21 protein-coding genes are annotated in these 23889 nt (G+C 64.4%); 20 read left to right on the forward strand and 1 reads right to left on the reverse strand.

What is annotated here, in order from left to right; translation table 11 throughout:
- Window positions 1-353: 353 nt before the first annotated feature.
- Window positions 354-1565, reverse strand: coding sequence for an IS4 family transposase (locus CXY71_RS02425; protein WP_104134131.1), 1212 nt, complete (start codon window positions 1563-1565; stop codon window positions 354-356).
- A gap of 288 nt (window positions 1566-1853) precedes the next feature.
- Between CXY71_RS02425 and CXY71_RS02430 the strand changes: the two genes are divergently transcribed.
- From CXY71_RS02430 to CXY71_RS02525, 20 genes are all read left to right on the forward strand, one after another.
- Window positions 1854-2258, forward strand: a complete 405-nt coding sequence (locus tag CXY71_RS02430) for a hypothetical protein (RefSeq protein WP_104134117.1) — start codon at window positions 1854-1856, stop codon at window positions 2256-2258.
- 9 nt (window positions 2259-2267) lie between these two features.
- A complete protein-coding gene (locus CXY71_RS02435) occupies window positions 2268-2702 on the forward strand; it encodes a type II 3-dehydroquinate dehydratase (RefSeq protein ID WP_104134118.1) in 435 nt (144 codons plus the stop codon).
- A 108-nt stretch (window positions 2703-2810) separates the two neighbouring features.
- Window positions 2811-3374: an elongation factor P gene (gene efp / locus CXY71_RS02440; RefSeq protein ID WP_092107753.1), complete on the forward strand. Its 564-nt coding sequence runs from the start codon at window positions 2811-2813 to the stop codon at window positions 3372-3374.
- Window positions 3371-3790, forward strand: a complete 420-nt coding sequence (gene nusB, locus CXY71_RS02445; RefSeq protein ID WP_104134119.1) for a transcription antitermination factor NusB — start codon at window positions 3371-3373, stop codon at window positions 3788-3790. Before efp ends, nusB begins: the two co-directional genes overlap by 4 nt.
- Window positions 3791-3847: 57 nt before the next feature.
- Entirely contained in the window at window positions 3848-4777 is a 930-nt protein-coding gene (locus CXY71_RS02450) for a DUF4190 domain-containing protein (protein WP_104134120.1), read from the forward strand.
- 141 nt (window positions 4778-4918) lie between these two features.
- Entirely contained in the window at window positions 4919-5890 is a 972-nt protein-coding gene (locus tag CXY71_RS02455) for a PA domain-containing protein (protein ID WP_199184178.1), read from the forward strand.
- A 251-nt stretch (window positions 5891-6141) separates the two neighbouring features.
- Window positions 6142-6684, forward strand: a complete 543-nt coding sequence (gene pyrR / locus CXY71_RS02460) for a bifunctional pyr operon transcriptional regulator/uracil phosphoribosyltransferase PyrR (RefSeq protein WP_104134121.1) — start codon at window positions 6142-6144, stop codon at window positions 6682-6684.
- Entirely contained in the window at window positions 6681-7643 is a 963-nt protein-coding gene (locus CXY71_RS02465; protein ID WP_104134122.1) for an aspartate carbamoyltransferase catalytic subunit, read from the forward strand. Before pyrR ends, CXY71_RS02465 begins: the two co-directional genes overlap by 4 nt.
- Window positions 7633-8985 carry a dihydroorotase gene (locus CXY71_RS02470; RefSeq protein WP_104134123.1) on the forward strand — a complete coding sequence of 451 codons (1353 nt, stop codon included), beginning with the start codon at window positions 7633-7635 and terminating at the stop codon, window positions 8983-8985. Before CXY71_RS02465 ends, CXY71_RS02470 begins: the two co-directional genes overlap by 11 nt.
- Window positions 8978-9511, forward strand: coding sequence for a hypothetical protein (locus CXY71_RS02475; RefSeq protein ID WP_104134124.1), 534 nt, complete (start codon window positions 8978-8980; stop codon window positions 9509-9511). The genes CXY71_RS02470 and CXY71_RS02475 overlap by 8 nt, the downstream gene beginning before the upstream one ends.
- 64 nt (window positions 9512-9575) lie before the next feature.
- On the forward strand, window positions 9576-10733 hold the full coding sequence (gene carA / locus CXY71_RS02480) for a glutamine-hydrolyzing carbamoyl-phosphate synthase small subunit (RefSeq protein WP_199184180.1): 1158 nt from the start codon (window positions 9576-9578) through the stop codon (window positions 10731-10733).
- Complete coding sequence (gene carB / locus CXY71_RS02485) at window positions 10733-14020, forward strand: carbamoyl-phosphate synthase large subunit (RefSeq protein ID WP_104134125.1); 3288 nt, start codon at window positions 10733-10735, stop codon at window positions 14018-14020. Before carA ends, carB begins: the two co-directional genes overlap by 1 nt.
- Window positions 14017-14913, forward strand: a complete 897-nt coding sequence (pyrF, locus tag CXY71_RS02490; protein ID WP_233198083.1) for an orotidine-5'-phosphate decarboxylase — start codon at window positions 14017-14019, stop codon at window positions 14911-14913. Before carB ends, pyrF begins: the two co-directional genes overlap by 4 nt.
- Window positions 14906-15826: a guanylate kinase gene (gmk, locus tag CXY71_RS02495; protein ID WP_104134134.1), complete on the forward strand. Its 921-nt coding sequence runs from the start codon at window positions 14906-14908 to the stop codon at window positions 15824-15826. The genes pyrF and gmk overlap by 8 nt, the downstream gene beginning before the upstream one ends.
- Before the next feature lie 93 nt (window positions 15827-15919).
- Complete coding sequence (gene rpoZ / locus CXY71_RS02500; protein WP_092107764.1) at window positions 15920-16180, forward strand: DNA-directed RNA polymerase subunit omega; 261 nt, start codon at window positions 15920-15922, stop codon at window positions 16178-16180.
- 37 nt (window positions 16181-16217) lie between these two features.
- The gene (coaBC, locus tag CXY71_RS02505; protein WP_104134126.1) at window positions 16218-17456 is read left to right on the forward strand and encodes a bifunctional phosphopantothenoylcysteine decarboxylase/phosphopantothenate--cysteine ligase CoaBC; all 1239 of its coding nucleotides are present in this window, start codon (window positions 16218-16220) and stop codon (window positions 17454-17456) included.
- An 84-nt stretch (window positions 17457-17540) separates the two neighbouring features.
- Window positions 17541-18734, forward strand: coding sequence for a methionine adenosyltransferase (metK, locus tag CXY71_RS02510; RefSeq protein WP_104134127.1), 1194 nt, complete (start codon window positions 17541-17543; stop codon window positions 18732-18734).
- 14 nt (window positions 18735-18748) lie between these two features.
- Complete coding sequence (locus CXY71_RS02515) at window positions 18749-20785, forward strand: hypothetical protein (RefSeq protein WP_104134128.1); 2037 nt, start codon at window positions 18749-18751, stop codon at window positions 20783-20785.
- Window positions 20786-21703 (forward strand): methionyl-tRNA formyltransferase, encoded by a 918-nt coding sequence (fmt, locus tag CXY71_RS02520; protein WP_104134129.1) that lies wholly within the window; start codon window positions 20786-20788, stop codon window positions 21701-21703. It abuts the gene before it with no gap.
- Window positions 21700-23229, forward strand: coding sequence for an RsmB/NOP family class I SAM-dependent RNA methyltransferase (locus tag CXY71_RS02525; RefSeq protein ID WP_104134130.1), 1530 nt, complete (start codon window positions 21700-21702; stop codon window positions 23227-23229). Before fmt ends, CXY71_RS02525 begins: the two co-directional genes overlap by 4 nt.
- Window positions 23230-23889 lie beyond the last annotated feature (660 nt).

A 23889-nucleotide genomic window follows, 5' to 3' on the forward strand; every position in this document is an offset into this window, starting at 1 on the left:
AATTCCAGCAAGTCAGGTGTCAACTAAACCTTCAGCAGTCCCCACCGCGACCTAGCACTGTCCCGACATCGAGCATGGAAAGTGGCCGGCGGAGTGGTCGACACCGTCGCGGCATCCGCTGTCAAAAGGCCGACCGGTGGATTCAGGCTAAGCGCAATACTGTTCAGTTAAGTACTTGAATGGTGATTTCTGGCTCGTGAGTGGGTTGTGGCCAGTGGGCGTGGTGGAGGCGTTTGGCGGGCCATTTCGAGACTTTGCGTTTGATGACGCGAGGGTTTGATCGTCGTCGGCGTGGAGGATTCAGTCTCCGGACGAGGGCGCGGACCGCATGACGCCAGACTGCTGTGGCGTGGTCAGGCTGCGGAGGGGGAAAAAGCGCCCTGACCGACTGAGCGGCGGGCGATTCGAAGTGCGGCAATGAAAGAAACTCGGTCAGGGTCTCGGTGCGCGTGCTGGGCGGCCTCGACCATGAGCGTGCGGATCGCGTAGTGGCAGCACAGGCGGCCCCAGATTTCCTGTTTGACCAGGTCGGGGGATTTGGATCGCATTACCATGCGCGGGCCGCGTTGGTGGGTTTTCAACTCGTCAAACACCGACTCGATCTCCCACCGTTCGGAGTACACGGTCGCCAGCTCTTCCGCCGAGGCCTCGGCCGGATCCAGGATCGTGGTCAGCAGTCGGTAGGAGTCGGGATTGTCGCGTCCGTCGTCGATCGTGTAGTCCACGACGCGAACCTTCAACGGTGTTGTCGACTGCCGCCCCGTGCCGGAGGTCGGGATGATCGTTGCCAGCCAGGACCCGTCAGCGAGGGTCTCCTGATGCCGGGGACGGAGGTTCGTCTTGACCCGCCAGAGCAGATCAGCGCCCGTCGCTGCCGCCTGCGCCCACAACCGGAAACCGTAGAAGCCGCGGTCAGCGAGGACCAGCATGCCCGGCTTGAAGCGGCCGGCCAGCTCACGGGAGAGTTCAATTTCCGATGTCGTGCACGGGCCCATCACCGCGTCCAGAATGGCATGCGTTCCGCACTCAGCCAACGCCACCAGGCGTGCCTGCGGAAAAGCAGATTGCTCCCCACGACTCACCGGTGGCCGGCCAAAGAACTCCGTATTCACCACGCTGTCGGCCAGATCCAGGATCGTCCCGTCGATGGACATTAGACGCCGCCCAGCCAACCACGACCCCGGCGTGTCAGGCCCGGCCAGCGGCCGGGCTACGCAGACAAACAAGTCCCGCACCGGTTCGAACCCCAGCCGCCGACGCGCCTGAAAGATAGCCGACTTTGACGGCGGCTCAAACGTCTCGGACCAACCAGACGACCACGACAACCCATCCGTCAGCTGAGCAAACACATCCTCGTAGGACGCTTCGGCATACAGGCCCATCCCGATAGAGAAGTACGCCATCACACGCGCCGGCAACGCCCGGTTACGCCGCTCAGTCCGCCCCGCCGCCTGAACCACCTCGTCGATGACATCAGCCGGGAACACACGAGTCAACAGACCCACCGACACCAAATCCGACAACCGACGGTCAGAGACCGGCTTCACCCACCCTGTACGCGCCATAACCACAACGTAACACGAGGATGCTTAACTGAACGGTATTGAGGCTAAGCGGGAGTGTGCAAACGGCCTGAGAGAAATACCGGTGTAAACAGTGCACCGGTGTGCGGATATAAAAGTTGTCATGCGATCACTCCGATCAGGTCGGGAATCGTCTCCTGGTGGGTATCCGACGCCACCGGAGACGCTCGAATCTTTCTGCGCCGCCGAAAGATTTCCACAGCGGGGTGAGTACAGAAACTACCTGTGGATAACTCAGCAGCCTGCCCTGGGTCCGTTCATTCTGGGCGCATGACGATGACAACGAAACTCGAAGACGCCCCGCCCGTGACCACACTGCAGGAGGCCCGCACGCGCGTCTTCGACTTGGTTGGGCACGCCATGCGTCCACAGCTCTGGCTCATGCTGCTCGATCCGGACGGCCAGCAGTTGTCCGTGCTGATCCCGATTGACGGCATTCCGGTGCGGCCCGAGCCCGGGTCAATCCAGCCCTTCGCCGTGCGTATCAACGACATGCTCGCCCAGGAGGCCCCTGGCGGCAGTATCATTCTCACTCTCGAGCGGCCGGGCTCCGCCGCCCTGACCGCTCCGGACCAGGCCTGGGCCACCGAATTGACCCAATCGTTCGGCAAGCTCATGCGCATCACCGGCCTGTTTGTCGCGCACGACGACGGAGTCGCAGTTCTCACACCCTAGGCTGAGGCGATGAGTACAGTGCTGGTTCTGAACGGTCCAAACCTCGGGCGCCTGGGCAGTCGTGAACCCGATGTCTATGGTTCGGCAAACCTGGACGACCTGCGTGCGCTGCTGACCGCATCTGCTCGTCAGGGCGTCGTGATTGACCTGCGCCAGACCGACGACGAAGCCGAACTCATTCACTGGCTGTATGAAGCCGTCGATGAGCGGATGCCGGTGATCTTAAATCCCGCCGCGTTTACCCACTACAGCTACGCCCTGCGGGATGCCGCGGCTCTCGTGACCAAGGCTGGTCTGCCGCTGATCGAGGTTCACATCTCGAACCCGCACGCCCGCGAGACGTTTCGCCACACCAGTGTCGTGAGCTCCATCGCGACCGGCGTGATCGCGGGCCTCGGATTCGACTCGTATCGACTGGCGCTCGACTTCGTCACCCGGCCATAATCGATAATTGCTCGGCATTGCCTTTGGAGCCTGAGGCTTCAACACATAGAATCGAAAGGGTGCCATTTGCACCCGCGCACCTTATCAATTGAACGGAACACCCCTCCCATGGCTTCTACCGCTGATATCAGAAACGGCGTCGTACTCAACATGGACGGCCAGCTTTGGGCCGTCGTCGAGTTTCAGCACGTCAAGCCGGGCAAGGGCGGCGCCTTCGTTCGCACCAAAATGAAGAACGTCGTCTCGGGCAAAACCGTTGACCGAACGTTCAACGCCGGCGCCAAGATCGAGACCGAAAACGTCGATCGCCGCGACTTTCAGTACCTCTACAACGACGGCGACGCTTACGTCTTTATGGACGTGGCCGACTACGACCAGATCACCGTCTCCGCGGCCGTCGTCGGCGATGCAAGCAATTTCATGCTCGAAAACCAGGCCGTGACCGTAGCATTGCATAACGGCAACCCGCTCTACGTCGAGCTGCCGGCATCCGTCACCCTCGAAATCACCTACACCGAGCCTGGCCTGCAGGGCGACCGCTCAACCGGTGGCACCAAGCCGGCCACAGTGGAGACCGGCTACCAGATTCAGGTTCCACTCTTTCTCGAGCAGGGTACCAAGGTCAAGGTTGACACCCGCACCGGCGACTACCTGGGTCGCGTCAACGAATGAGCGCTCGTACTAAGGCGCGTAAGCGCGCCATCGACATTCTGTATGCCGCCGATGTGCGTCAGATCAGCATTCCGGAGTCGCTTGGCGTCGAGGCTGAGCGTGCCGCGAGCGAGCCGGCACGTATGGCTTCCTGGCTCTACGCCCGTGAGCTCGTCGACGGGGTCGTCGACCACCGCGAAGAGATCGACGAACTGATCGAAACGTACTCGCAGGGCTGGTCCCTCGCGCGCATGCCCAACATCGATCGCGCGATTCTGCGCATCGGAATCTGGGAGATTCTGTATAACGACGCTGTTCCGCACGCCGTCGCCATCGATGAAGCCGTTGAAGCGGCCAAGATTCTCTCAACGGATGACTCAGCCGGGTTTGTCAACGGATTGCTTGGCAAGATCGCCCAGACCGCTCCGTCGGCCTAGCCGGACCGCTCGCCGAATCGCCGCTTCCAGCGCGCACCGTCAACGAAGGACACGAAGATGACCGGCACCGGACAAGGCGCCCAGCCGAACCCGTACGCACTGCAGGCCGAGCCGATAGTACCCTTTGCGATGGCGCCGAAGACGAATACCCTGGCGATCGTGTCGCTTGTCTCGTCATTGGTGATCGGACTTGTCGGCATCATCACGGGTCACCTCGCCCTCGGGCAGATTAGAGCTCGCGGTGAGGGCGGCCGCGGTTTCGCCCTCGCGGGCCTCGTCATCGGGTATATCAGCACCGCGGTGTTCGTCATCCTGGTGGCACTCGCGGTCATTTTCGCCTCCGCTCTCGCAGCATTCCTGGTGACCGTCGGATCCAACGCGGGCTCGTCCAGCTCGTCGTCAACTTCGCTGCCGTCCGGCCAGCTGGGCGCAGCTGACTTCGATGGCGGCTATCTCGAATTCGGTACCGGCGCGGTCATTATTGACGAGTACATCGACCCGATGTGCCCGTTCTGCGCCCAGTTCGAGCAAACCAACGGGGCGCTGCTTCTCGACGGAGTGGAGCGAGACTTCATCACCCTGCGCCTGCACTCCTTGACCTTTCTGGACAGCAAATCACAGGGCACGAACTACTCGAGTCGCGCTTCGGCGGCACTGACCTGTCAGGCCACGCTCAACCCCGAGCAGGCCCTCGATTTTCTGTCGGCGCTGTTTGCCAACCAGCCGCTTGAGGACACCACGGGCCTGAGTGACGCCGAGCTAATCGATCTTGTTCCGGGTGCTGTCAGCATCGCCGACTGTGTTCAGAACGGGGAATACCAGGCCTGGTCGCGGCAGAACACCGAGGCCGCGCTGGCCGGCCCGATTGAAGGAGCCGAGATCGAGGCCGTGTCCGGCACCCCGACCGTGCTCGTTGATGGTGCGCAATATCGGGGCAGCCTCACCGACCAATCGGAGTTCTCCGACTTCGTCGCCAGCGCGTTCTGACACCAGCGCTAAGGTCACGATTCGGTAACGGTGCCACCGGAGATCGATATCCTGGGGCATGGTTTCAGCGGGAATACGGGGTCACCCAGCCGGGTGGCCCATCTCCCACCCGAATTGGGAGGCATTGCGCGAAGAAGAACATTGCTCATCGCGGCCGTTGTAGTGGGGAGCCTTGCGGTTCCGCTTTCTGCGACCGCGGCAATCGACGAGGTCAACACGATGAAACTGCGCGAGGCGGTGACCGTGAGCGGCATCCTGCAACATGAACGCGTCCTGCAAAAGATTGCCAACAACTTCGGCGGAACGCGGGCGGCCGGTACGCCCGGCTACACGGCATCCGCTGCTTACGTGAAAGCGCGCCTGAAGCTGGCTGGCTACAAGGTGACGGAACAACCCTTCGAGTTCGAGTTCTATCAGGAGGTAACCCCGTCCAGTCTGAGCCAGGTGTCGCCCACGCCCCAGGACTACGACACGAGCACCTTCACCTATTCGGGAAGTGGTGGTGTCCTAGGCGGCGTCGTTGCCGCGACGAACACGTTGATTCCAGCCACGTCGGCCCCCAGCTCGGCCGCCGGATGTGCCACAACCGACTTCGTGCCAGCCTCGGCCACCACGCCACAGGTCGCGCTGATCCAGCGTGGAACGTGCACGTTTGGCGAAAAGGCCCACAATGTGATCGCGGCCGGCTATGACGCTGTGATCATCTTCAACGAGGGCAATCCGGGCCGCACCGAACTGGTTGAGGGAACGCTCGGTGCCACGGTATCCGTGCCCGTTGTGGGCCTCGGCTACGCCGACAGCGCCGCGCTCTATGCCTCTGCCCAGGCAGGGCCGACAACCGTAGTGGTGAGCACCGAAGTGATCGCCGAGACACGCACGACCGCGAACATTATCGCTGATACCCAAAAGGGCAACAAGGATAAGGTGATCGTGGTTGGGACGCACCTCGATTCGGTGCTCGCCACCGCGCCGACGGCCTTCGACGGCAGATCGGATTACGGTCCGTGCATTGCCGTGGGATTTCCGGCCGGCGGGCTGTTCAGCGGCACTGACGGGCTGAAGACCCCCCGAGGAGGCCGCGATCTACGTTGGAACGGCCGGCGTTGCCTATGACACCTGCTACCACCAGGCATGTGACACGGTCACGAACCTCAACACCAAGGCGATCAGCGAATTGGGAGACGCTGTGGCACACGCGATCATGACCCTGGCACGCAGTTCGTCCGGGTTTCCCGATTCGGCACTCAGGAATCACCCCGACGCGGTCGGGGCCAGTACCTAGACGCGAGGCGATCGAGTAGAGTAGATACGACTTAGACATCCTTTAATGATCCGTCCTGTGAGACGGGGAAGGAGGTCGGCATTTGGCGCACATTGTGCTCACTCAAGCTGACATCACCCGCGCGTTGACTCGAATCTCTCACGAGATCCTGGAGTCCAATCGAGGCCCGGATAACCTTGTTATCCTCGGCATACCGACCCGCGGCGTCATTCTGGCCCAGCGGATTGCCGAGATCATCCAGCGGCTCGAACCGGCCGCGAGCGGCGTGCGGGTCGGTTCCCTGGACGTGACGCTGTACCGCGATGACCTCGCGCACGGCCGCACGCGCACCCCCTCGCGCACCCAGGTTCCCGGCAGCATCAACGGCGCCACGGTGGTCCTCGTTGATGACGTGCTCTACTCGGGGCGCACCATCCGCAGTGCTCTAGATGCGCTCGGCGACCACGGCCGCCCGAACATCGTGCGGCTAGCCGTACTGGTCGACCGCGGGCATCGCGAACTGCCGATTCGCGCTGATTTCGTCGGCCGCAACCTGCCAACGGCCGCCGACGAGCGCATCAACGTGCACATCGACGAGGTCGACGGCGACGAGTTCGTCTCGATCGACGGGCGGAGTGAGCAATGAGGCATCTGCTCTCGACCAAGGACCTCGCCCGCGATGAGGCCATCAACTTGCTCGACATTGCCGAGGACATGGCGGATGTCGCCCAGCGCGAGGTGAAAAAACTCCCAACCCTGCGCGGCAAGACCGTGGTCAACCTGTTCTTCGAGGACTCCACCCGCACGCGCATCTCCTTCGAGGCCGCCGCGAAACGGCTCAGTGCCGATGTGATCAACTTCAGCGCCAAAGGTTCGAGCGTGTCGAAGGGCGAAAGCCTCAAGGACACCGCGCAGACCCTCGCCGCGATCGGCGCCGATGGCGTCGTCATTCGCCACCCGGCCTCGGGTGCCCCAGCGGTGCTCGCCGCCAGCGGCTGGATCGACGCTGGCATCATCAATGCCGGCGATGGCACCCACGAGCACCCCACCCAGGCGCTGCTCGACGCCTTCACCGTCCGCCGCCGCCTCCACGGGTCGGCTTCCCGCGGCCGGGGTCTCGACGGTGTCACGGTCACGATCGTCGGCGACGTGCTGCACTCGCGCGTCGCCCGCTCCAATCTGTGGCTGCTCACCACCCTCGGAGCCGAGGTCACGTTCGTCGCTCCGCCGACGCTGCTGCCGAGTGACACCTCGCTCTGGCCCGCTCGGTTCAGCTTTGACCTGGATGACGCCATCGATGCCGGCCCGGATGTGGTCATGATGCTGCGCATTCAAACCGAACGGATGAGCGCGGCGTTCTTCCCCAGTACCCGCGAGTACTCCCGGGTCTGGGGTCTGGATGACGCGCGATTCGGTCGGCTCGGTCCGGCTAGCATTGTTATGCACCCAGGCCCGATGAATCGTGGTCTGGAGATCTCATCGGCGGCGGCCGATTCCGCCAACTCGACCGTGCTCGAACAAGTGAGCAACGGAGTCTCGGTGCGAATGGCCGCGCTCTATTTGCTCTTATCCGGTGACCGGAAGGAATCGAAGAATGTCGATTGACGGAAATGCCCAACGCTGGTTGATTCGTGGCGCGACACTTTCGAACGGCACGGGCACGGACATCCGTTTGGATGGTGCGCGCATCGCTGAGCTGGGAACCGGCCTGTCGCAGAGCGGCGCCAGCGTGATCGACGCTGACGGCCTCGTGGCGTTGCCCGGACTCGTCGACCTGCACGCCCACCTGCGTGAACCCGGGTACGAGCACAGCGAAACCGTGCTGAGCGGCAGCCGAGCTGCAGCGCGCGGTGGCTTCACCAGCGTGTTCGCCATGGCCAACACGCTTCCGGCCCAGGACACCGCCGGAGTGGTCGAGCAGGTGCTCGCGCTCGGCGAAAGCACCGGGTACGTCGACGTGCAGCCCATCGGCGCGGTCACCTTGGGGTTGGCTGGCAAACAACTCGCCGAGCTGGGCGCCATGGCGTCGAGCCGGGCTCGGGTGCGGGTGTTCTCCGATGACGGATTCTGCGTCTCTGATCCGCTGCTCATGCGGCGCGCGCTCGAATACGTCAAGGCATTCGACGGGGTCATCGCCCAGCACTCCCAGGAACCGCGTCTGACCGAAAAAGCCCAGATGAACGAGGGCGCCCTCTCGGGTGAACTCGGACTCGTCGGCTGGCCGGCCGTCGCCGAAGAATCGATCATCGCCCGCGACGTGCTGCTGGCCGAACATGTCGGCTCCCGCCTGCACGTCTGCCACGTCTCCACTGCCGGCTCGGTCGACGTCATTCGCTGGGCCAAGGCCCGCGGGATCCAGGTGACCTCCGAGGTCACCCCGCACCACCTGCTGCTCACCGAAGATCTTCTGCGCGGCTATGACGCCCGATTCAAGGTAAACCCGCCGCTGCGCAGCCGCGAAGACGTCGAAGCGCTGCGGGCCGGACTTGCTGACGGCACGATCGACATCGTCGCGACCGACCACGCTCCGCACCCGGTCGAAAGCAAGGACTGCGAGTGGGATGCCGCTGCCAACGGCATGGTCGGGCTGGAATCGGCCCTGTCGGTCGTGCATGCCGCGGTCGTCGCAAACGGAATGCTTGACTGGCCCGACATCGAACGCGTGCTTTCGCGTACCCCGGCCCGCATTGGCCGGGTTACCGGCCAGGGCAATCCGATCGTGGTCGGCTCACCGGCCGAACTGACCCTGTACGACCCCGCTGCGACCCGCGTCTTCGGCCGCGCCGATTTGTCGGGCACGAGTGTGAACTCGCCGTACCTGTCGATGACGCTGCCCGGCGAGGTGCGGGCAACCTTCCACCGCGGCTACGCCACGGTGCTCGACGGCGAAGTGCGCAGCAGCCTCGAAATAGCCGGCTACACGCGCGGAGTCCTCACCCATGGATAGGTCCATTCCCGCCATCATCACAGCGCTCTTCCTGCTGGGCGTACTCGTACTGATGTGGCGCAGCTGGCGAAAGCGCAGCCAACGTGACCGTACGCTTACGGCCGGTTACCCCTTGCCGGAGGGCGGCGCTGCCGCCGAAGTGTTGGCGACGGCCGAGGCCTATTACGTGGCCACGACCCCGCGGGACGCCCCGCTGGAGCGACTGGCCATTCCCGGCTTGGGTTTTCGGGCCCGAGCCGCGCTTACCGTGACAGGGCAGGGCATCACCCTCGACCTTGACGGCAACGCGCCCCTATACGTGCCCGGCGCCGCCATCGACCAGGTCGGTGCAGCGCAGCTCGCCATCGATCGCGTCGTCGAAAGCGACGGACTGGTTCGCCTGAGTTGGCGCCTGAACACGCCCAGCGCAGACCGTCGCGACGTTGATAGTTTCTTCCGCATCATCGACCCGAACGATCGAGTCCGTCTCATCGACTCGATCCGATCCATTACGGCCACGGCCCATCAAGACGAAAGTGAGGCCTGACGTGCCCGATTCAACCGCACCAGACCAGGCCGAAGCATCCGTTGCACTGACCTCCATTTTCTCGGTGACCGACAGGCCCGGCCCCGCCGTGCTTGTGCTCGAGGACGGCCGCCGATTCGTCGGCCGCAGCTACGGCAGCGAGGGACAGACGCTCGGCGAGATCGTCTTCTCCACAGGCATGACCGGCTACCAGGAAACGCTGACCGACCCGTCCTACGCCGGCCAGATCGTGCTGATGACCGCCCCGCACGTGGGCAACACCGGCATGAACGACGAAGACATGGAATCTCGGCAGATCTGGGTGGCTGGCTTCATCGTGCGCGAACCCGCTCGGATCGCCTCGAATTTTCGCGCCACCCGCACCCTCGACGATGACCTCGACGCAAATGGCGTCGTCGGCATCAGCGGCATCGACACCCGCGCGATCACCCGCCACATCCGCTCGGCGGGCGCCATGAAGAGCGGAATCTTCTCCGGCGATCTGTTCGGCCTGTCCGACAGCGAACAACTCGAACTCGTGCTCGGTGGCGCGGCTATGCGCGGTCGCAACCTGTCGCTCGAAGTCTCGACCGTTGAACCCTTCTCCATTCCCGCGCAGGGCGAACGCATCGGCTCCGTCGCAGTGCTCGACCTCGGCGTGAAGACCAGTACCCTCACCTATCTCGCCGAACGGGGCTTCGAGGTGCTCGTCCTGCCGCAGTCGGTCACCGCCGAACACGTTCTGTCGTTGAAGCCCTCCGCCCTGTTCTTCTCGAACGGACCGGGTGACCCGGCCGCTTCCGATGCCCACGTGGATCTGCTGCAGGAAGTGCTCCGCGCGGGTATTCCCTACTTCGGCATCTGCTTCGGCAACCAGCTGCTCGGCCGCGCCCTCGGGTTTCGCACCTACAAGCTGCCGTTCGGGCACCGTGGCATCAACCAGCCGGTTCTCGACAAAACCACCGGGCGGGTCGAGATCACTTCGCAAAACCACGGCTTCGCCGTTGACATGCCGATTGAGGGCGTGCATGCTTCTCGCACCGGATTCGGTCGGGTCGAGGTGAGCCACTACAGCCTCAACGACCAGGTGGTCGAGGGCATCCGCTGCCTCGATATCAACGCTTTCTCGGTGCAATACCACCCGGAGTCAGCCGCCGGCCCACACGACGCCAACCACCTTTTCGATCGATTCAGAGACGTTGTTCTGGCTGCGCAGTCAGCCGTTGCAGGAGAAACCAAATAATGCCCAAGCGCGACGATATCAACAGTGTTCTTGTCATCGGCAGCGGCCCGATCGTCATCGGCCAGGCCTGCGAGTTCGACTACTCCGGCACCCAGGCCTGCCGGGTGCTGCGCGAGGAGGGCGTGCGCGTCATCCTCGTCAACTCCAACCCGGCCACCATCATGACCGACCCCGATTTTGCCGACGCGACCTACATTGAACCGATCACGGCCGAAATTCTTGAGACGATCATCGCCAAGGAACGACCGGATGCGATTCTGCCCACCCTGGGCGGGCAGACCGCGCTCAACGCGGCGATCCAGCTGCACGAGCGTGGAATCCTCGAAAAGTACGACGTTGAGCTGATCGGGGCGAGCTTCGACGCCATCAACAAGGGCGAAGACCGAATGATCTTCAAGCAGCTCGTACTCGACGCCGGCGCCGACGTGGCCCGCTCCTTCATCGCCAAGACCGTCGATGAGGCTGTCGGCTACGCCGCTGACCTCGGTTACCCGCTGGTCGTTCGCCCCTCCTTCACCATGGGTGGCCTCGGCTCGGGCTTCGCCTACACCGAGGTGGAACTGCGCCGCATCGTCACCGACGGCCTGCACCACAGCCCGACCACCGAGGTTCTGCTCGAAGAGTCCATCCTCGGCTGGAAAGAGTACGAGCTCGAAATGATGCGCGACACGGCCGACAACACCGTCGTCGTCTGCTCCATCGAAAATGTCGACCCGGTCGGTGTGCACACCGGCGACTCGATCACCGTCGCGCCAGCGCTGACCCTGACCGACCGCGAGTTCCAGCACCTGCGCGACATCTCGATCGACATCATCCGCGCAGTCGGCGTCGACACCGGCGGCTGCAACATTCAGTTCGCCATCAACCCGGCCGACGGCCGGGTCATTGTGATCGAGATGAACCCGCGCGTCTCGCGCTCCTCCGCCCTGGCCAGCAAGGCAACCGGCTTTCCGATCGCCAAGATCGCCGCCAAGCTCGCCATCGGTTACCGTCTCGACGAGATTCCCAACGACATCACCGGGGTCACTCCGGCGAGCTTTGAACCGACCCTTGACTACGTTGTAGTCAAGGTGCCGCGCTTCGCGTTCGAAAAGTTCCCAGCTGCCGACCAGCGACTGACCACGACCATGAAGTCGGTCGGTGAGGCGATGGCCATCGGCCGCAGCTTCGCATCCGCTTTGCAAAAGGCCCTTCGCTCGCTAGAGAAGCGCGGATCGAGCTTTCACTGGGGCGAGGAAACCCGCACGGTCGACGAGCTGCTCGCCGTCGCCGAGATTCCTACCGATGGCCGCATCGTCACCGTGCAGCAGGCCCTGCGCCGCGGCGCGACGATCGACCAGGTCTTCACCGTGACCAAGATCGACCCGTGGTTCATCGACCAGATCGTGCTGATCAACGAGATCGCCGAGCAGGTCAGGGCCGCCGACCGTCTCGACCGCGACGTGATGATCCTGGCCAAAGACCACGGCTTCTCCGACGCCCAGATCGGCGAGTTGCGCGGCTTCGGTGAAGCGGATGTTCGCACCGTGCGTCACATTCTCGGCGTACGTCCGGTCTTCAAGACCGTCGACACCTGCGCGGGGGAGTTCCCAGCCCTCACGCCGTACCACTATTCCAGCTACGACGACGAGACCGAGGTTGTCGCGAGCGACCGCCGCAAGGTCGTCATCCTCGGCTCCGGACCCAACCGCATCGGCCAGGGCGTCGAATTCGACTACTCCTGCGTGCATGCCTCCTTCGCGCTGTCTGAGGCCGGCTACGAGACCATCATGATCAACTGCAACCCGGAGACGGTCTCCACCGACTACGACACGAGCGACCGGCTCTACTTCGAACCGCTTACGCTCGAAGACGTGCTCGAGGTCATCCACGCCGAAAGCCAGAGCGGCGAACTCGTCGGTGTGGTCGTGCAGCTGGGTGGCCAGACAGCCCTGGGCCTGGCTCGCGGCCTCGAAGCGGCCGGTATTCCCATTCTCGGTACCACCCCCGACGCAATCGACCTCGCCGAGGAACGCGGATTGTTCTCGAAGATTCTCGACGATGCCGGCCTGCTCGCGCCGCGCAACGGTACCGCGATCGACTTCGGCGGCGCCGTCGTTGTGGCCGAAGAAATCGGCTACCCGGTGCTCGTGCGTCCGAGTTACGTGCTCGGCGGCCGTGGCATGGAGATCGTCTACGACTCCCCATCGCTCGCTGACTACTTCACTCGCATGGCTGGGCAGGGAATCATCGGCGCCGGACATCCGCTCCTGGTCGACCGCTTTCTTGACGACGCCATTGAAATCGACGTCGACGCCATCTACGACGGCCACGAGCTGTACATCGGCGGCGTCATGGAGCACATCGAAGAGGCCGGTATCCACTCCGGCGACTCGAGCTGCACCCTGCCGCCGGTCACCCTTGGTCGCGCCGAAATCGACCGGGTGCGCGAAGCCACCCTCGGCATCGCCCGCGGTATCGGCGTGAAGGGCCTGCTCAACGTGCAGTTCGCCATTGGCGCCGGCGTGCTCTACGTACTCGAAGCCAACCCGCGCGCCTCCCGCACCGTGCCATTCGTGGCCAAGGCCCTCGGCATCACGCTGGCCAAGGTCGCAGCGCTCATCATGGTCGGTTCGACCATCGCCGAGCTCAAGGCCGAGGGCAAGCTGCCGCTCATCGACGGCTCGCGGGTACCGATCGAATCGCCGGTCGCCGTGAAGGAAGCGGTGCTGCCGTTCAACCGGTTCCGTACCCCGGAGGGCCTCGTCGTCGACTCGATCCTCGGCCCGGAGATGCGTTCCACCGGCGAGGTCATGGGCATCGACCGCGACTTTCCGCGGGCCTTCGCTAAGAGCCAGCTCGCCGCTTACGGCGGAATTCCCCTCTCCGGCACCGTCTTCGTGTCAGTCTCCGACCGGGACAAGCGCGCGATCATCCTGCCGATGCTGCGTTTGCAGCAGCTCGGCTACGATATAGCCGCGACCATCGGCACCGCCGAGGTCTTGCAGCGAAACGGGATTCGCGCGCGTGTGGTGACCAAGTTCAGCGAGAAGACGGGGGAGGACGACGTCTCGATCGTCGAACTCATCCGCCGCGAAGAGATCCAGATCGTCATCAACACCCCCGGTGGCAGCACTGCCCGGGCCGACGGTTACGAGATTCGTGCCGCCGCCGTGGCCGGCGACCTTCCCCTGTTCACCACGATCGCCGAGCTCAGCGCCGCGGTCGCCTCGATCGATTCGATTCGCGACGGGTTCGAGGTGACCTCACTTCAGGAGTACGCCACGGCCCGCACGGCGCTACTGTGAGCGGCGGCCCTGCTCTGTCGGCGCCGTCCTTCGGCGAACGCCTCGAGCGGGTTTTCGCCGACAGCGGCCAGCTGTGCGTCGGCATCGACCCGCACTCCTGGCTGCTCGACGACTGGAACCTGCCCGACACGGCTGCCGGAACTGAGTCCTTCGGTCGCACGGTCGTTGCCGCCGCAGCCGGCCGGGTCGGCATCGTCAAACCGCAGGTCGCCTTTTACGAGCGATTCGGCTCGGCCGGTTTCGTCGCCCTCGAGCGAGTTTTGTCTGATGCCCGGCAGGCCGGCCTGCTCGTGATCGGCGACGCCAAGCGCGGCGACCTCGGTACGAGCGTCGAGGCGTACGCGCAAGCCTGGCTCTCGCCCGGATCTCCGCTCGAAGTGGATGCCCTCACCCTCGCCGCGTACATGGGCGTCGGTTCGCTCGACTCGCCACTCACCCTCGCGGCAGCGTACGGCAAGGGAGTCTTCCTGCTCGCCGCGACCTCCAATCCGGAAGCCGGCGACATTCAGCGGGCTATCGTCGGTGACGGGCGCTATGCCGGTTCGAGCGTCGCCCGCGCTATTCTGGACGACGTTGCGGAGCGCAACGCGCGGGCAGCATCCGCTCGCCTGACGACCGGTCTGGGGTCGATCGGTGTCGTGCTGGGCGCCACCCTCGATTTGTCGTCATTCGGCATTGATCTAGAGGCGGCACCGACCGAATTTCGCACACCCGTGCTCGCGCCCGGCTTCGGACACCAGGGTGGGCATATTATGGATCTGACCTCGATATATGGTGGATACGCCGGAGGGGTTATCGTGAGTGAATCGCGTAGTGTGCTCTCGGCCGGAACCCACCGGATCGAAGAAGCCATTGAGCGCCGAGTAGCCGAAGTAGGTGCCGTCCGTGGCTGAAAACCGTCCCACCCCGCCCCAGGTTGATCGGGTGGCGGCGTCGCGCGTCGCCGTCGCGGCTCGTCGCGCCCGCGCCAAGGTCAAGTCCGAGGTCGCCTCCGGTCAACGTACCGCGCTCGAAGTTCTCGGCACGGCCATCGCCGACCCGATCGGGGTCGAGGGCCGCCTAAGAGTGACCGAGTTGCTCGTGAGTATCCCGGCGATCGGCGTGACCAAGATGCAGCGCATCATCCACCGCCTCGAAATCTCACCGTCCAAGCGCCTCGGTGGCCTCGGTCGGCACCAGCGCGATCGCCTTCGGGATTTTCTCTCCGAGCGATCGACCGTGCGCAAGAATACCGCCGACTCCAAACTCATCGTTCTCGCCGGACCCACCGCGGTCGGCAAGGGAACCGTCGCCGGGTACATTCGCGAGAACTACCCCGACGTGCTGCTCTCCGTCTCGGCGACGACCCGGGCAGCACGCCCGGGGGAGACCGAGGGCCTCAGCTACTACTTTGTCTCCGATGAGGAGTTCGACCGCATGGTGGAGGCCGGCGAACTGCTGGAGTGGGCCAAGGTGCACAACGCCTACCGCTATGGCACCCCGCGCGGCCCGGTCGACGCGGCTATCGCCGCGGGCAACAGCGTGCTGCTCGAAATTGACCTGCAGGGCGCTCGCGCCGTGCGCCGCGCCATGCCCGAAGCTCGTCTGGTGTTCCTGCTGCCGCCGAGCTGGGACGAACTGGTGCGTCGGCTGATCGGCCGTGGCACCGAAGATTCGGCCGAGCAGGCGCGTCGGCTGGAGACCGCGAAGCTCGAATTGGCCGCCCAGGGGGAGTTCGATTATCGCGTTATTAACCACGATGTCGCCGAGGCCGCTCGCGAGGTCGTAGACTTGATGGAGATCCGCGCTGCAACGAGCCTGTCGTAGCGCCCGTTTCTGCTGAATTCATACGTGTATTACGACACGTATCCGCAAGCTCGCACAGGCCGCAGGCCGTGCTCTATTAGGAGTGTGACACCAATGGCGAACAAGCCCACTGGCATCATTGACCCGCCCATCGACGACCTGCTCTCCAAGGTCGACTCGAAGTATGCTCTAGTGATTTTTGCGTCTAAGCGTGCGCGTCAGATCAACGACTACTACGCCGACCTGCACGAAGGCAGCCTGTTCGACAACGTCGGACCGCTCGTCGACTCGACCGTCGAAGACAAGCCGCTTTCGGTGGCCCTGCGCGAGATCAACGACGACAAGCTCGTTTCCCGCCCGATCGTCGAGGCCTAGTCCCGGCCCAAGAGCGACAAACTCTAAAGCGCGCAGGATGAAGACACCTCGCACGATCGTCGTCGGTATCACCGGCGGCATCGCAGCGTACAAGGCCGTCAATATCGTGCGCGCTTTTGTGTTGCACGGCGACTCTGTGCACGTCGTCGCCACCGCGGCCGCCCTGCGGTTTGTCGGTAAGCCGACGCTCGAGGCGATTTCCCGCAATCCAGTGCATACCGACCTGTATGAGGGGGTCGCTGAGGTACGCCATGTGGCCATCGGCCAGTGTGCCGACCTCATTGTGGTCGCTCCGGCCACGGCCAACAGCATCGCCAAACTCGCCGCCGGCCTCGCCGACGATCTGCTCGGCAACACCATCCTGGCCAGCACAGCGCCGCTCGTGATCGCCCCGGCCATGCACACCGAAATGTGGAACAATCCGGCGACGGTGGCGAATGTGGCGGTGCTGCGCTCCCGCGGCATCACGATCGTGGGCCCCGGTGTCGGCCGTCTGACCGGAACCGATACCGGGGCCGGGCGGATGGAGGAACCGGAGATCATCGTTGCGGTGGCCCTGGCTATTCTTGATCGGGCGCCGTCTGCGGGGAAGGCGGCGGCATCCGCTCGGCAGGATCTGGCTGGACGACACGTGCTGATCAGCGCCGGCGGCACCCGGGAACCGCTCGACCCGGTGCGCTACCTCGGCAACCGGTCCAGTGGTATGCAGGGCGTCGCGCTCGCGCAGGCCGCGCTCGCTCGTGGGGCTCGGGTCACTCTGGTCGCAGCTAACCTCGAGGTGCCGGTTCCGACCAACGTGTCGTGCGTGCTGGTCGGCAGCGCTCAGGAGATGCTGGAGGCCATGACGACGGCCGCTGCGGCGGCCGACGTGATCATCATGGCCGCCGCCGTCGCCGACTACCGGCCGAAGAGCGTGCAGCTTGGCAAGATCAAGAAAGACGAGGTCGGCGACACCCTCACGCTCGAACTGGTCAAAAATCCGGACATTCTGGCCGGACTGTCTGCTTCCCGCAGACCGGGCCAGCTGATCATCGGCTTCGCCGCCGAAACCGAAGCGGATGCCGACCGGCTGCTCGCGCTCGGCCGAGAGAAAATGGCCCGAAAGGGCTGCGACTTTCTGGTGGTTAACCGGGTCGGTTATGTCGATGGGGAAACCGTAGGATTCGGCACGGAACGTAACGCAGTGACGGTGCTCGATCGCGGCGGAGTTATAGTGAATGAGGCCTCCGGAAGCAAAATGTCGGTGGCCAATTGCATACTAGACCTGGCCGGTTAGCCTCCGCTTCGACCGGTCTGCAGCACATTCAACTTGGACGTTTTCATTCAAAACTATGTTTTTAAATAAACAGAGACGAGCCAGATGAGCGATCTTCGCCTCTTCACCTCGGAATCAGTTACCGAGGGTCACCCTGACAAGATCTGCGACCAGATCTCCGACAGCATCCTCGATGCGCTCCTCACCGACGACCCGCACAGCCGCGTCGCGGTTGAGACCCTCGTCACCACGGGGCTCGTGCACGTGGCCGGCGAGGTCACCACGGAGGCCTACGTCGAGATCCCGTCGATCGTGCGTAAATGTATCACTGACATCGGCTACGACTCTTCCGAAGTCTGGTTCGACGGCCGCTCCTGCGGCGTCGAGATCTCCATCGGTGGCCAGTCACCCGACATCGCCCAGGGCGTGGACAACGCTTTCGAAACACGCGAGCAGTCCAGCCTTGACGACTTCGACCGGCAGGGTGCCGGTGACCAGGGCATCATGTTCGGCTATGCCACCCGGGAAACGCCCGAACTCATGCCTATCCCGATCTGGATCGCCCACCGTCTGGCCGAACGGCTCGCGTTCGTGCGCAAGAGCGGGGAGCTCGATTACCTGCGCCCCGACGGCAAGACCCAGGTGACCATCGGCTATGACGGCATCGTTCCGCGCACCGTCGAAACCGTTGTGGTCTCCACCCAGCACGCCCCCTCCGTGACGACCGAACAGCTGCGCGTCGAGGTTGAAGAGCTCGTGATCCGCCCGGTACTCGACCGGATCGACCTCGACTCCTCATCGCTGGCCACCCTGATCAACCCCACTGGGCGCTTCGAGATCGGAGGACCGCAGGGCGACGCCGGCCTCACCGGGCGCAAGATCATCATCGACACCTACGGCGGGTCTAGCCGGCACGGCGGCGGCGCCTTCAGCGGCAAAGACCCCTCCAAGGTCGACCGTTCGGCTGCCTACGCCATGCGCTGGGTCGCCAAGAACGCCGTCGCCGCCGGCCTCGCCGAGCGCCTCGAAGTGCAGATTGCCTACGCGATCGGCAAGGCGTCACCGGTGGGCCTGTACGTCGAAACCTTCGGCACCGGCGTGCTCCCCGACAAGGAGATCACCGCGGCCATTCGCGCGGTCTTCGACCTGCGGCCAGCCGCCATTATCCACTCGCTTGACCTGCTGCGCCCCATTTATGCGCAGACGGCGACGTACGGCCACTTCGGCCGCGAGCTGCCCGACTTCACCTGGGAACGCCTCGACAAGGTCGACGACCTGCGCAGCGCCGCCGGCCTCTGAACTACGGCCCAATCATGACGCACACCGGCCGCGTCGCACGGGTGCTGATCGATTCCCCGCTGCCGCAACTGGACCACCTGTTCGACTACGGAGTACCCGCCGAACTGGTCGGGCAGGTGGCCGTGGGGGTGCGGGTCAAGGTGCCGTTTCGCTCCGGCGGGCGGGTCGTTGACGCCTATGTGATCGAGCTGTTCGATCCGCGGTCTGAGTCCGCTTCGACAACGGATGCCGCCTACTGCGGCGCACTCAGCCCGCTCGACTCGGTCGTTTCTACGGCGGTTGTACTCACGCCAGCTGTCTGGAAGCTGGCGCGCCGACTGGCGGATCGGGCGGCGGGGAACGCGAGTGACATCATCCGTCTCGCCGTGCCGCCGCGCCAGGTGCGCGTCGAAAAGGCCTGGCTGGCGGCACGGGCTGCACTGACCGATTCGTCCTCGGATGCGCAGACGGCCACGCCTGCGCCGTCAACCGCATCGATCGCCCTGGCCGCGCCCGCCTTCGTCGGCTACCCGACCGGTCGTCTCGACAGCGCCATCATCGAACACCAACGGGTCGCCGTCGCAGCGATCCCCGAGCTCGTACAGCTCGAAGACGGCACGACAATCGGCCGCTGGGCGCAGACTCTGGCCGAACTCGCCGTCGCTACCCTCGGTACCGGGCAGACGGCCATCCTCTGTGTGCCCGATTTTCGCGACCAGGATCAGGTACAAGCGGCGCTGGCCCAGCTCGCCCCGACCCTGCCGCTCAGTCGGGTGGACGCCCGGCAGCTGAACCCCGACCGCTACCGCGCCTTCCTGGCGTGTCTGGAACCTGTGCCACGCATCATCCTCGGCAACCGCTCGGCCGTCTACGCCCCCGCGCAGGACCTGGGCCTCATCGCGCTCTGGGACGACGGCGACCCGCTCTACACGGAGCCGCTCAGTCCGTACGTGAACACCCGCGACGCGGCACTGGTGCGTCAGGCAGACAGTGACAGCGCGCTGGTATTTCTTGGTCATTCCCGCAGCGTTGAAACCCAACGCCTGGTCGAACTGGGCTACCTCGCCGACGTGAGCCCAGCCGCCGATCGACACCCGCGCATCATCCCGACCGATTATCAATCTGAGCCCGACCAGCAAGCTCGGGCGGCCCGCATCCCCTCGGCGGCGTGGCAGGCCGCCCGCGAGGCACTAGGCCACGGGCCCGTGCTGGTGCAGGTCGCGAGCCCCGGCTATGCGCCCATGCTCGCTTGCCAAAGCTGCAAGAAGGCCGCCCGGTGCACGCATTGCCAGGGGCCGCTTGGCCTGAAGTCGGCCTCGGCCGTGCCCTCCTGTCGCTGGTGCGGCGCCCTCGCCGCCGGCTGGACCTGCGCGCAGTGTGAGGGCACCAAGCTGCGTGTGGTGACGCTCGGAACCGGACGTACCGCCGAAGAGCTCGGCCGAGCCTTTCCGGGGGCGCGAGTGATCGTCGCCGACGGTGACCACACCATTCAGACCCTCGGTGCCGAGCCGGCCCTGGTCATCGCGACCCGGGGTGCCGAACCGGTTCCGACCGGAGGCTACCGCGCAATTCTCATTCTTGACGGCGAACGCATGCTCGCCCGGGAATCCTTGCGCGTTGGCGAGGACTGCCTGCGCTGGTGGGCCAATGCTGCCGCACTGGCCGCCCCCGGCGCTCCCGTAATTCTCGCCGGAGTCGGCGGGGCGCTCGCCCGCGCGCTCAACGCCTGGCGCCCAAACATTTTCGCTGCGAGTGAGCTCGCCGACCGCCGCCAGCTACGGTTTCCGCCGGCCGTGCGAGTCGCCTCCGTCACCGGAACCGCTGCCGATGTCGACGTCGCCCTCGCCGACCTCGGCACGGTGGCCGGCCTCGACGTGCTCGGCCCGGTCGACACCGAGGCGCCACTGGTTCGTGCGGTTGTGCGATTCGGCTATGCCCGCGGGGACGAAGTGGCTCATGCGCTCAAGGCGGCGGTCGTGCGCAATGCCGCCAAGCGCCGCAAACCGAAGTCCGGTTCGTTTCAACCGGCACCTACACTTAAAGTTCGATTCGATGACCCGGAGCTGCTCTAAATGAAAATCGTCTTTGCCGGCACGCCCGAGGTCGCCGTACCCAGCCTCGCGGCCCTGGCCAGTACCGATCACGAGATTGTAACCGTGATCACCCGAGCGGATGCCCCGCTCGGCCGCAAGCGCACCCTCACGCCATCGTCGGTCGCGCTGGCTGCCGCCGAGCGAGGTAACCCGGTTCTCAAGACTAACCGGCTCGACGCCGACGCGACCGACACTATCCGTGCACTGAAGCCGGACCTTGGAGTTATCGTCGCCTACGGCGGAATTGTGCGCGAACCCCTGCTCTCGGTACCGCGCCTCGGCTGGATCAACCTGCATTTTTCCCTCTTACCGCGGTGGCGCGGGGCTTCTCCGGTTCAGCGCGCGGTGATCGCCGGTGACGAGCTAATCGGTGCCGCGGTGTTCCAGCTGGTCCCTGAGCTCGATGCCGGTGGCGTGTTCGGCAGCTTTTCCCAGCCGCTCGGAGCACATTCCACATCGGGAATGCTTCTCGAGCGACTCAGCCACAGTGGGGCCGACTTGCTTCTGCGGGTCGTGGCCGACCTCGCCGCCGGTACCGGCCAGGCTGTGCCGCAGACCGGCGAGGTCACCCTTGCTTCGAAACTGGGCAGGGAGGACGCGCGTATCGATTTCGGCCAGCCAGCGGCATCCGTTTATAACCGTATTCGCGGCGTGACCCCCGAACCTGGCGCCTTCACCACGGTGAACGGGGCCGTTCTCAAACTTCTCGAGGTCACTCCGAGCGTCGACGAGCCGAACCTTCCTGTCGGAACTATTGTGCAGTGCGAAAAGACAGTGCTCGTGGGCACGCAGACCGAACCGCTGGTTTTGCTGCGCGTGCAACCGGCTGGAAAGACAGCAATGACAGCGAACGACTGGTGGCGCGGAGTGGCAGCAGAATCGGTGATCGCATCATGAGCGACGATCGCTCGCGGGGGAACCTGTCGGGTGCGACCCGTTCTGACCGGTCCGCCGGCGGCGGCGGCCGTTCTGGGGAAGCACGTTCTGGCGGCGCAGCCCCCTCCGATTCCGCGCCGTCTCGCGGCGCCTCGCACGTCCGCCAGCCCCAAGCCGATTTCGTGCAGCCGGCCCGTCGCATCGCGTACGAGGTGATTGCTGCCGTACGCGAGTCCGACGCCTACGCGAACCTGTTACTGCCGACCCGCATTCAGCGCGCCGCCCTCAATACAGCGGATGCCGCCCTCGCGACCGAGCTCACCTACGGCACCTTGCGCATGCAGGGGTTTTATGACCGAGTGATCGCCCTCGCTGCGAACCGTCCCGTCACCGCGATCGACCCCGCAATTCTCGACGTGCTGCGTCTCGGCGCGCACCAGCTTCTCGCCACCCGGGTCGCCACCCACGCGGCGGTCAACGAATCGGTGTCGCTCGCCAAGCAGGTCGGCTCGCGTTCCGCGACCGGATTCACTAACGGGGTGCTGCGCACGATCTCCCGATCGAGCGTGGAGGAATGGCGCGACCTGGTGTTGCAGAGCTCGGTCAACGCCGACGATCGGCTCGCCGCCGAATTCTCCCACCCAGCCTGGATCGTGCGCGCTTTTCGAAAGGCGCTGCAGGCTGGGGGCCACGAAAATGAGCTCGCCGACCTGCTCGCCGCCGACAATATGGCCGCCAAGGTCAACATGGTTGCTCTGCCGGGCCTGGCGACCGATGCTGATCGGGAGCGTTTGGGACTCGCTGATGAATTCTCCCCGGTCGGTTTCGTGCTCGACGCCGGTGACCCGTACCATCTGGTGACCTCGACGGAAGGCCGCGTTCGCGTGCAGGACGAGGGGTCACAGATCGCCGCCCTAGCGCTCAGCCGGGCGCGGCCGATCATTGCAGGGGAGCGGTGGCTCGACCTCTGCGCCGGCCCCGGCGGCAAGGCTGCCCTGCTCGCCGCCGAAGCACGCGCCAGGGGAGCCGTGCTCGTAGCGAACGAGCTCGTACCGGCCCGGGCAGCCCTCGTGCGCACCGCCCTCGCGGCTCTGCCGGAAACGATTCCGGTATGGGAAGTGGACGGCACCACGATCGGTCAGACGCACCCGAACACCTTCGACCGCATTCTGCTCGACGCGCCGTGCACGGGCCTCGGTGCCCTGCGCCGCCGGCCGGAGGCGCGCTGGCGTAAGCAGCCCAAGGACGTTGCCGACCTTGCCGGCCTGCAGTCCGGACTCATTGACGCAGCCCTGCTCGCGCTCAAGCCAGGTGGCATCCTCGCCTACGTCACGTGCTCGCCGCACACCGCCGAGACCCGCGCGATCGTCGCCCTGGCGATGCGCAAGGCTGGCGGAACCGTGAGGGCGCTCGACACGGCTGCCATCGTGCAGTCGTTCAGCGGCGCGAACCTCGATTTGCCTGCCGATACCGGAAGCGTTCAGCTGTGGCCGCACCGCCACGGCACCGATGCCATGTTCATCACGCTGCTACAACGCGCCCTCTAGCCTCGCGTTTCGTTCCTGTCCACGCACGCGAACGGATGCGTGTGCCCGCTTTGGGTAGCAGCAACGACGGGTACCGTCGCGGCTACCCACATCGGGCGCGGTCACGCTGGCGGCTGCACGGCACTCGAGCGCATTACAGATCGCCCGCAGCGTGAAATAACGGATGGCCTTGGCCCGATTCCATCAGGTGAGGTTGGCCATCAGCGAGTCCGCGGAACTATTTCGAAGTCCATCTCGATCCACACCATCGCGTTACTGGCTGGCTCAACGTTTATCGATAAACGTTTACCTGCGGTTTTTTCGCGAAATTCGCAATCAGTTCCAGAAACGGATGCTGTCGCTTGTCTTCCCGATCACCGCACGCGACGTGAGGTCTAAATATTCTCATCCGAACATCCGAACATCCAAACATCCAAGGGAACATGGTTACCCTTGCGTTAGTAAAAGAACTAAATTCAGATGCATGTTCGATTGTATGGGCGTTGCGAGCATATCAAAATATGCCTGAGTGTTCCTTATTCGGAATGTTTTCTCGTTAGCTCACGGTAAAAAAGATCTAAATTCACCTGCGTCGTGAATTGAGTTTCTCTCGTTTTTGTGTTCGATTCGGGGTAGAATTGTGGTGAAGGAGGCAATGGCGCCCATGTTTATGGAAAACCC

The sequence above is a fragment of the Cryobacterium sp. Y62 genome (assembly GCF_002929785.1).
Lineage (GTDB): Bacteria > Actinomycetota > Actinomycetes > Actinomycetales > Microbacteriaceae > Cryobacterium.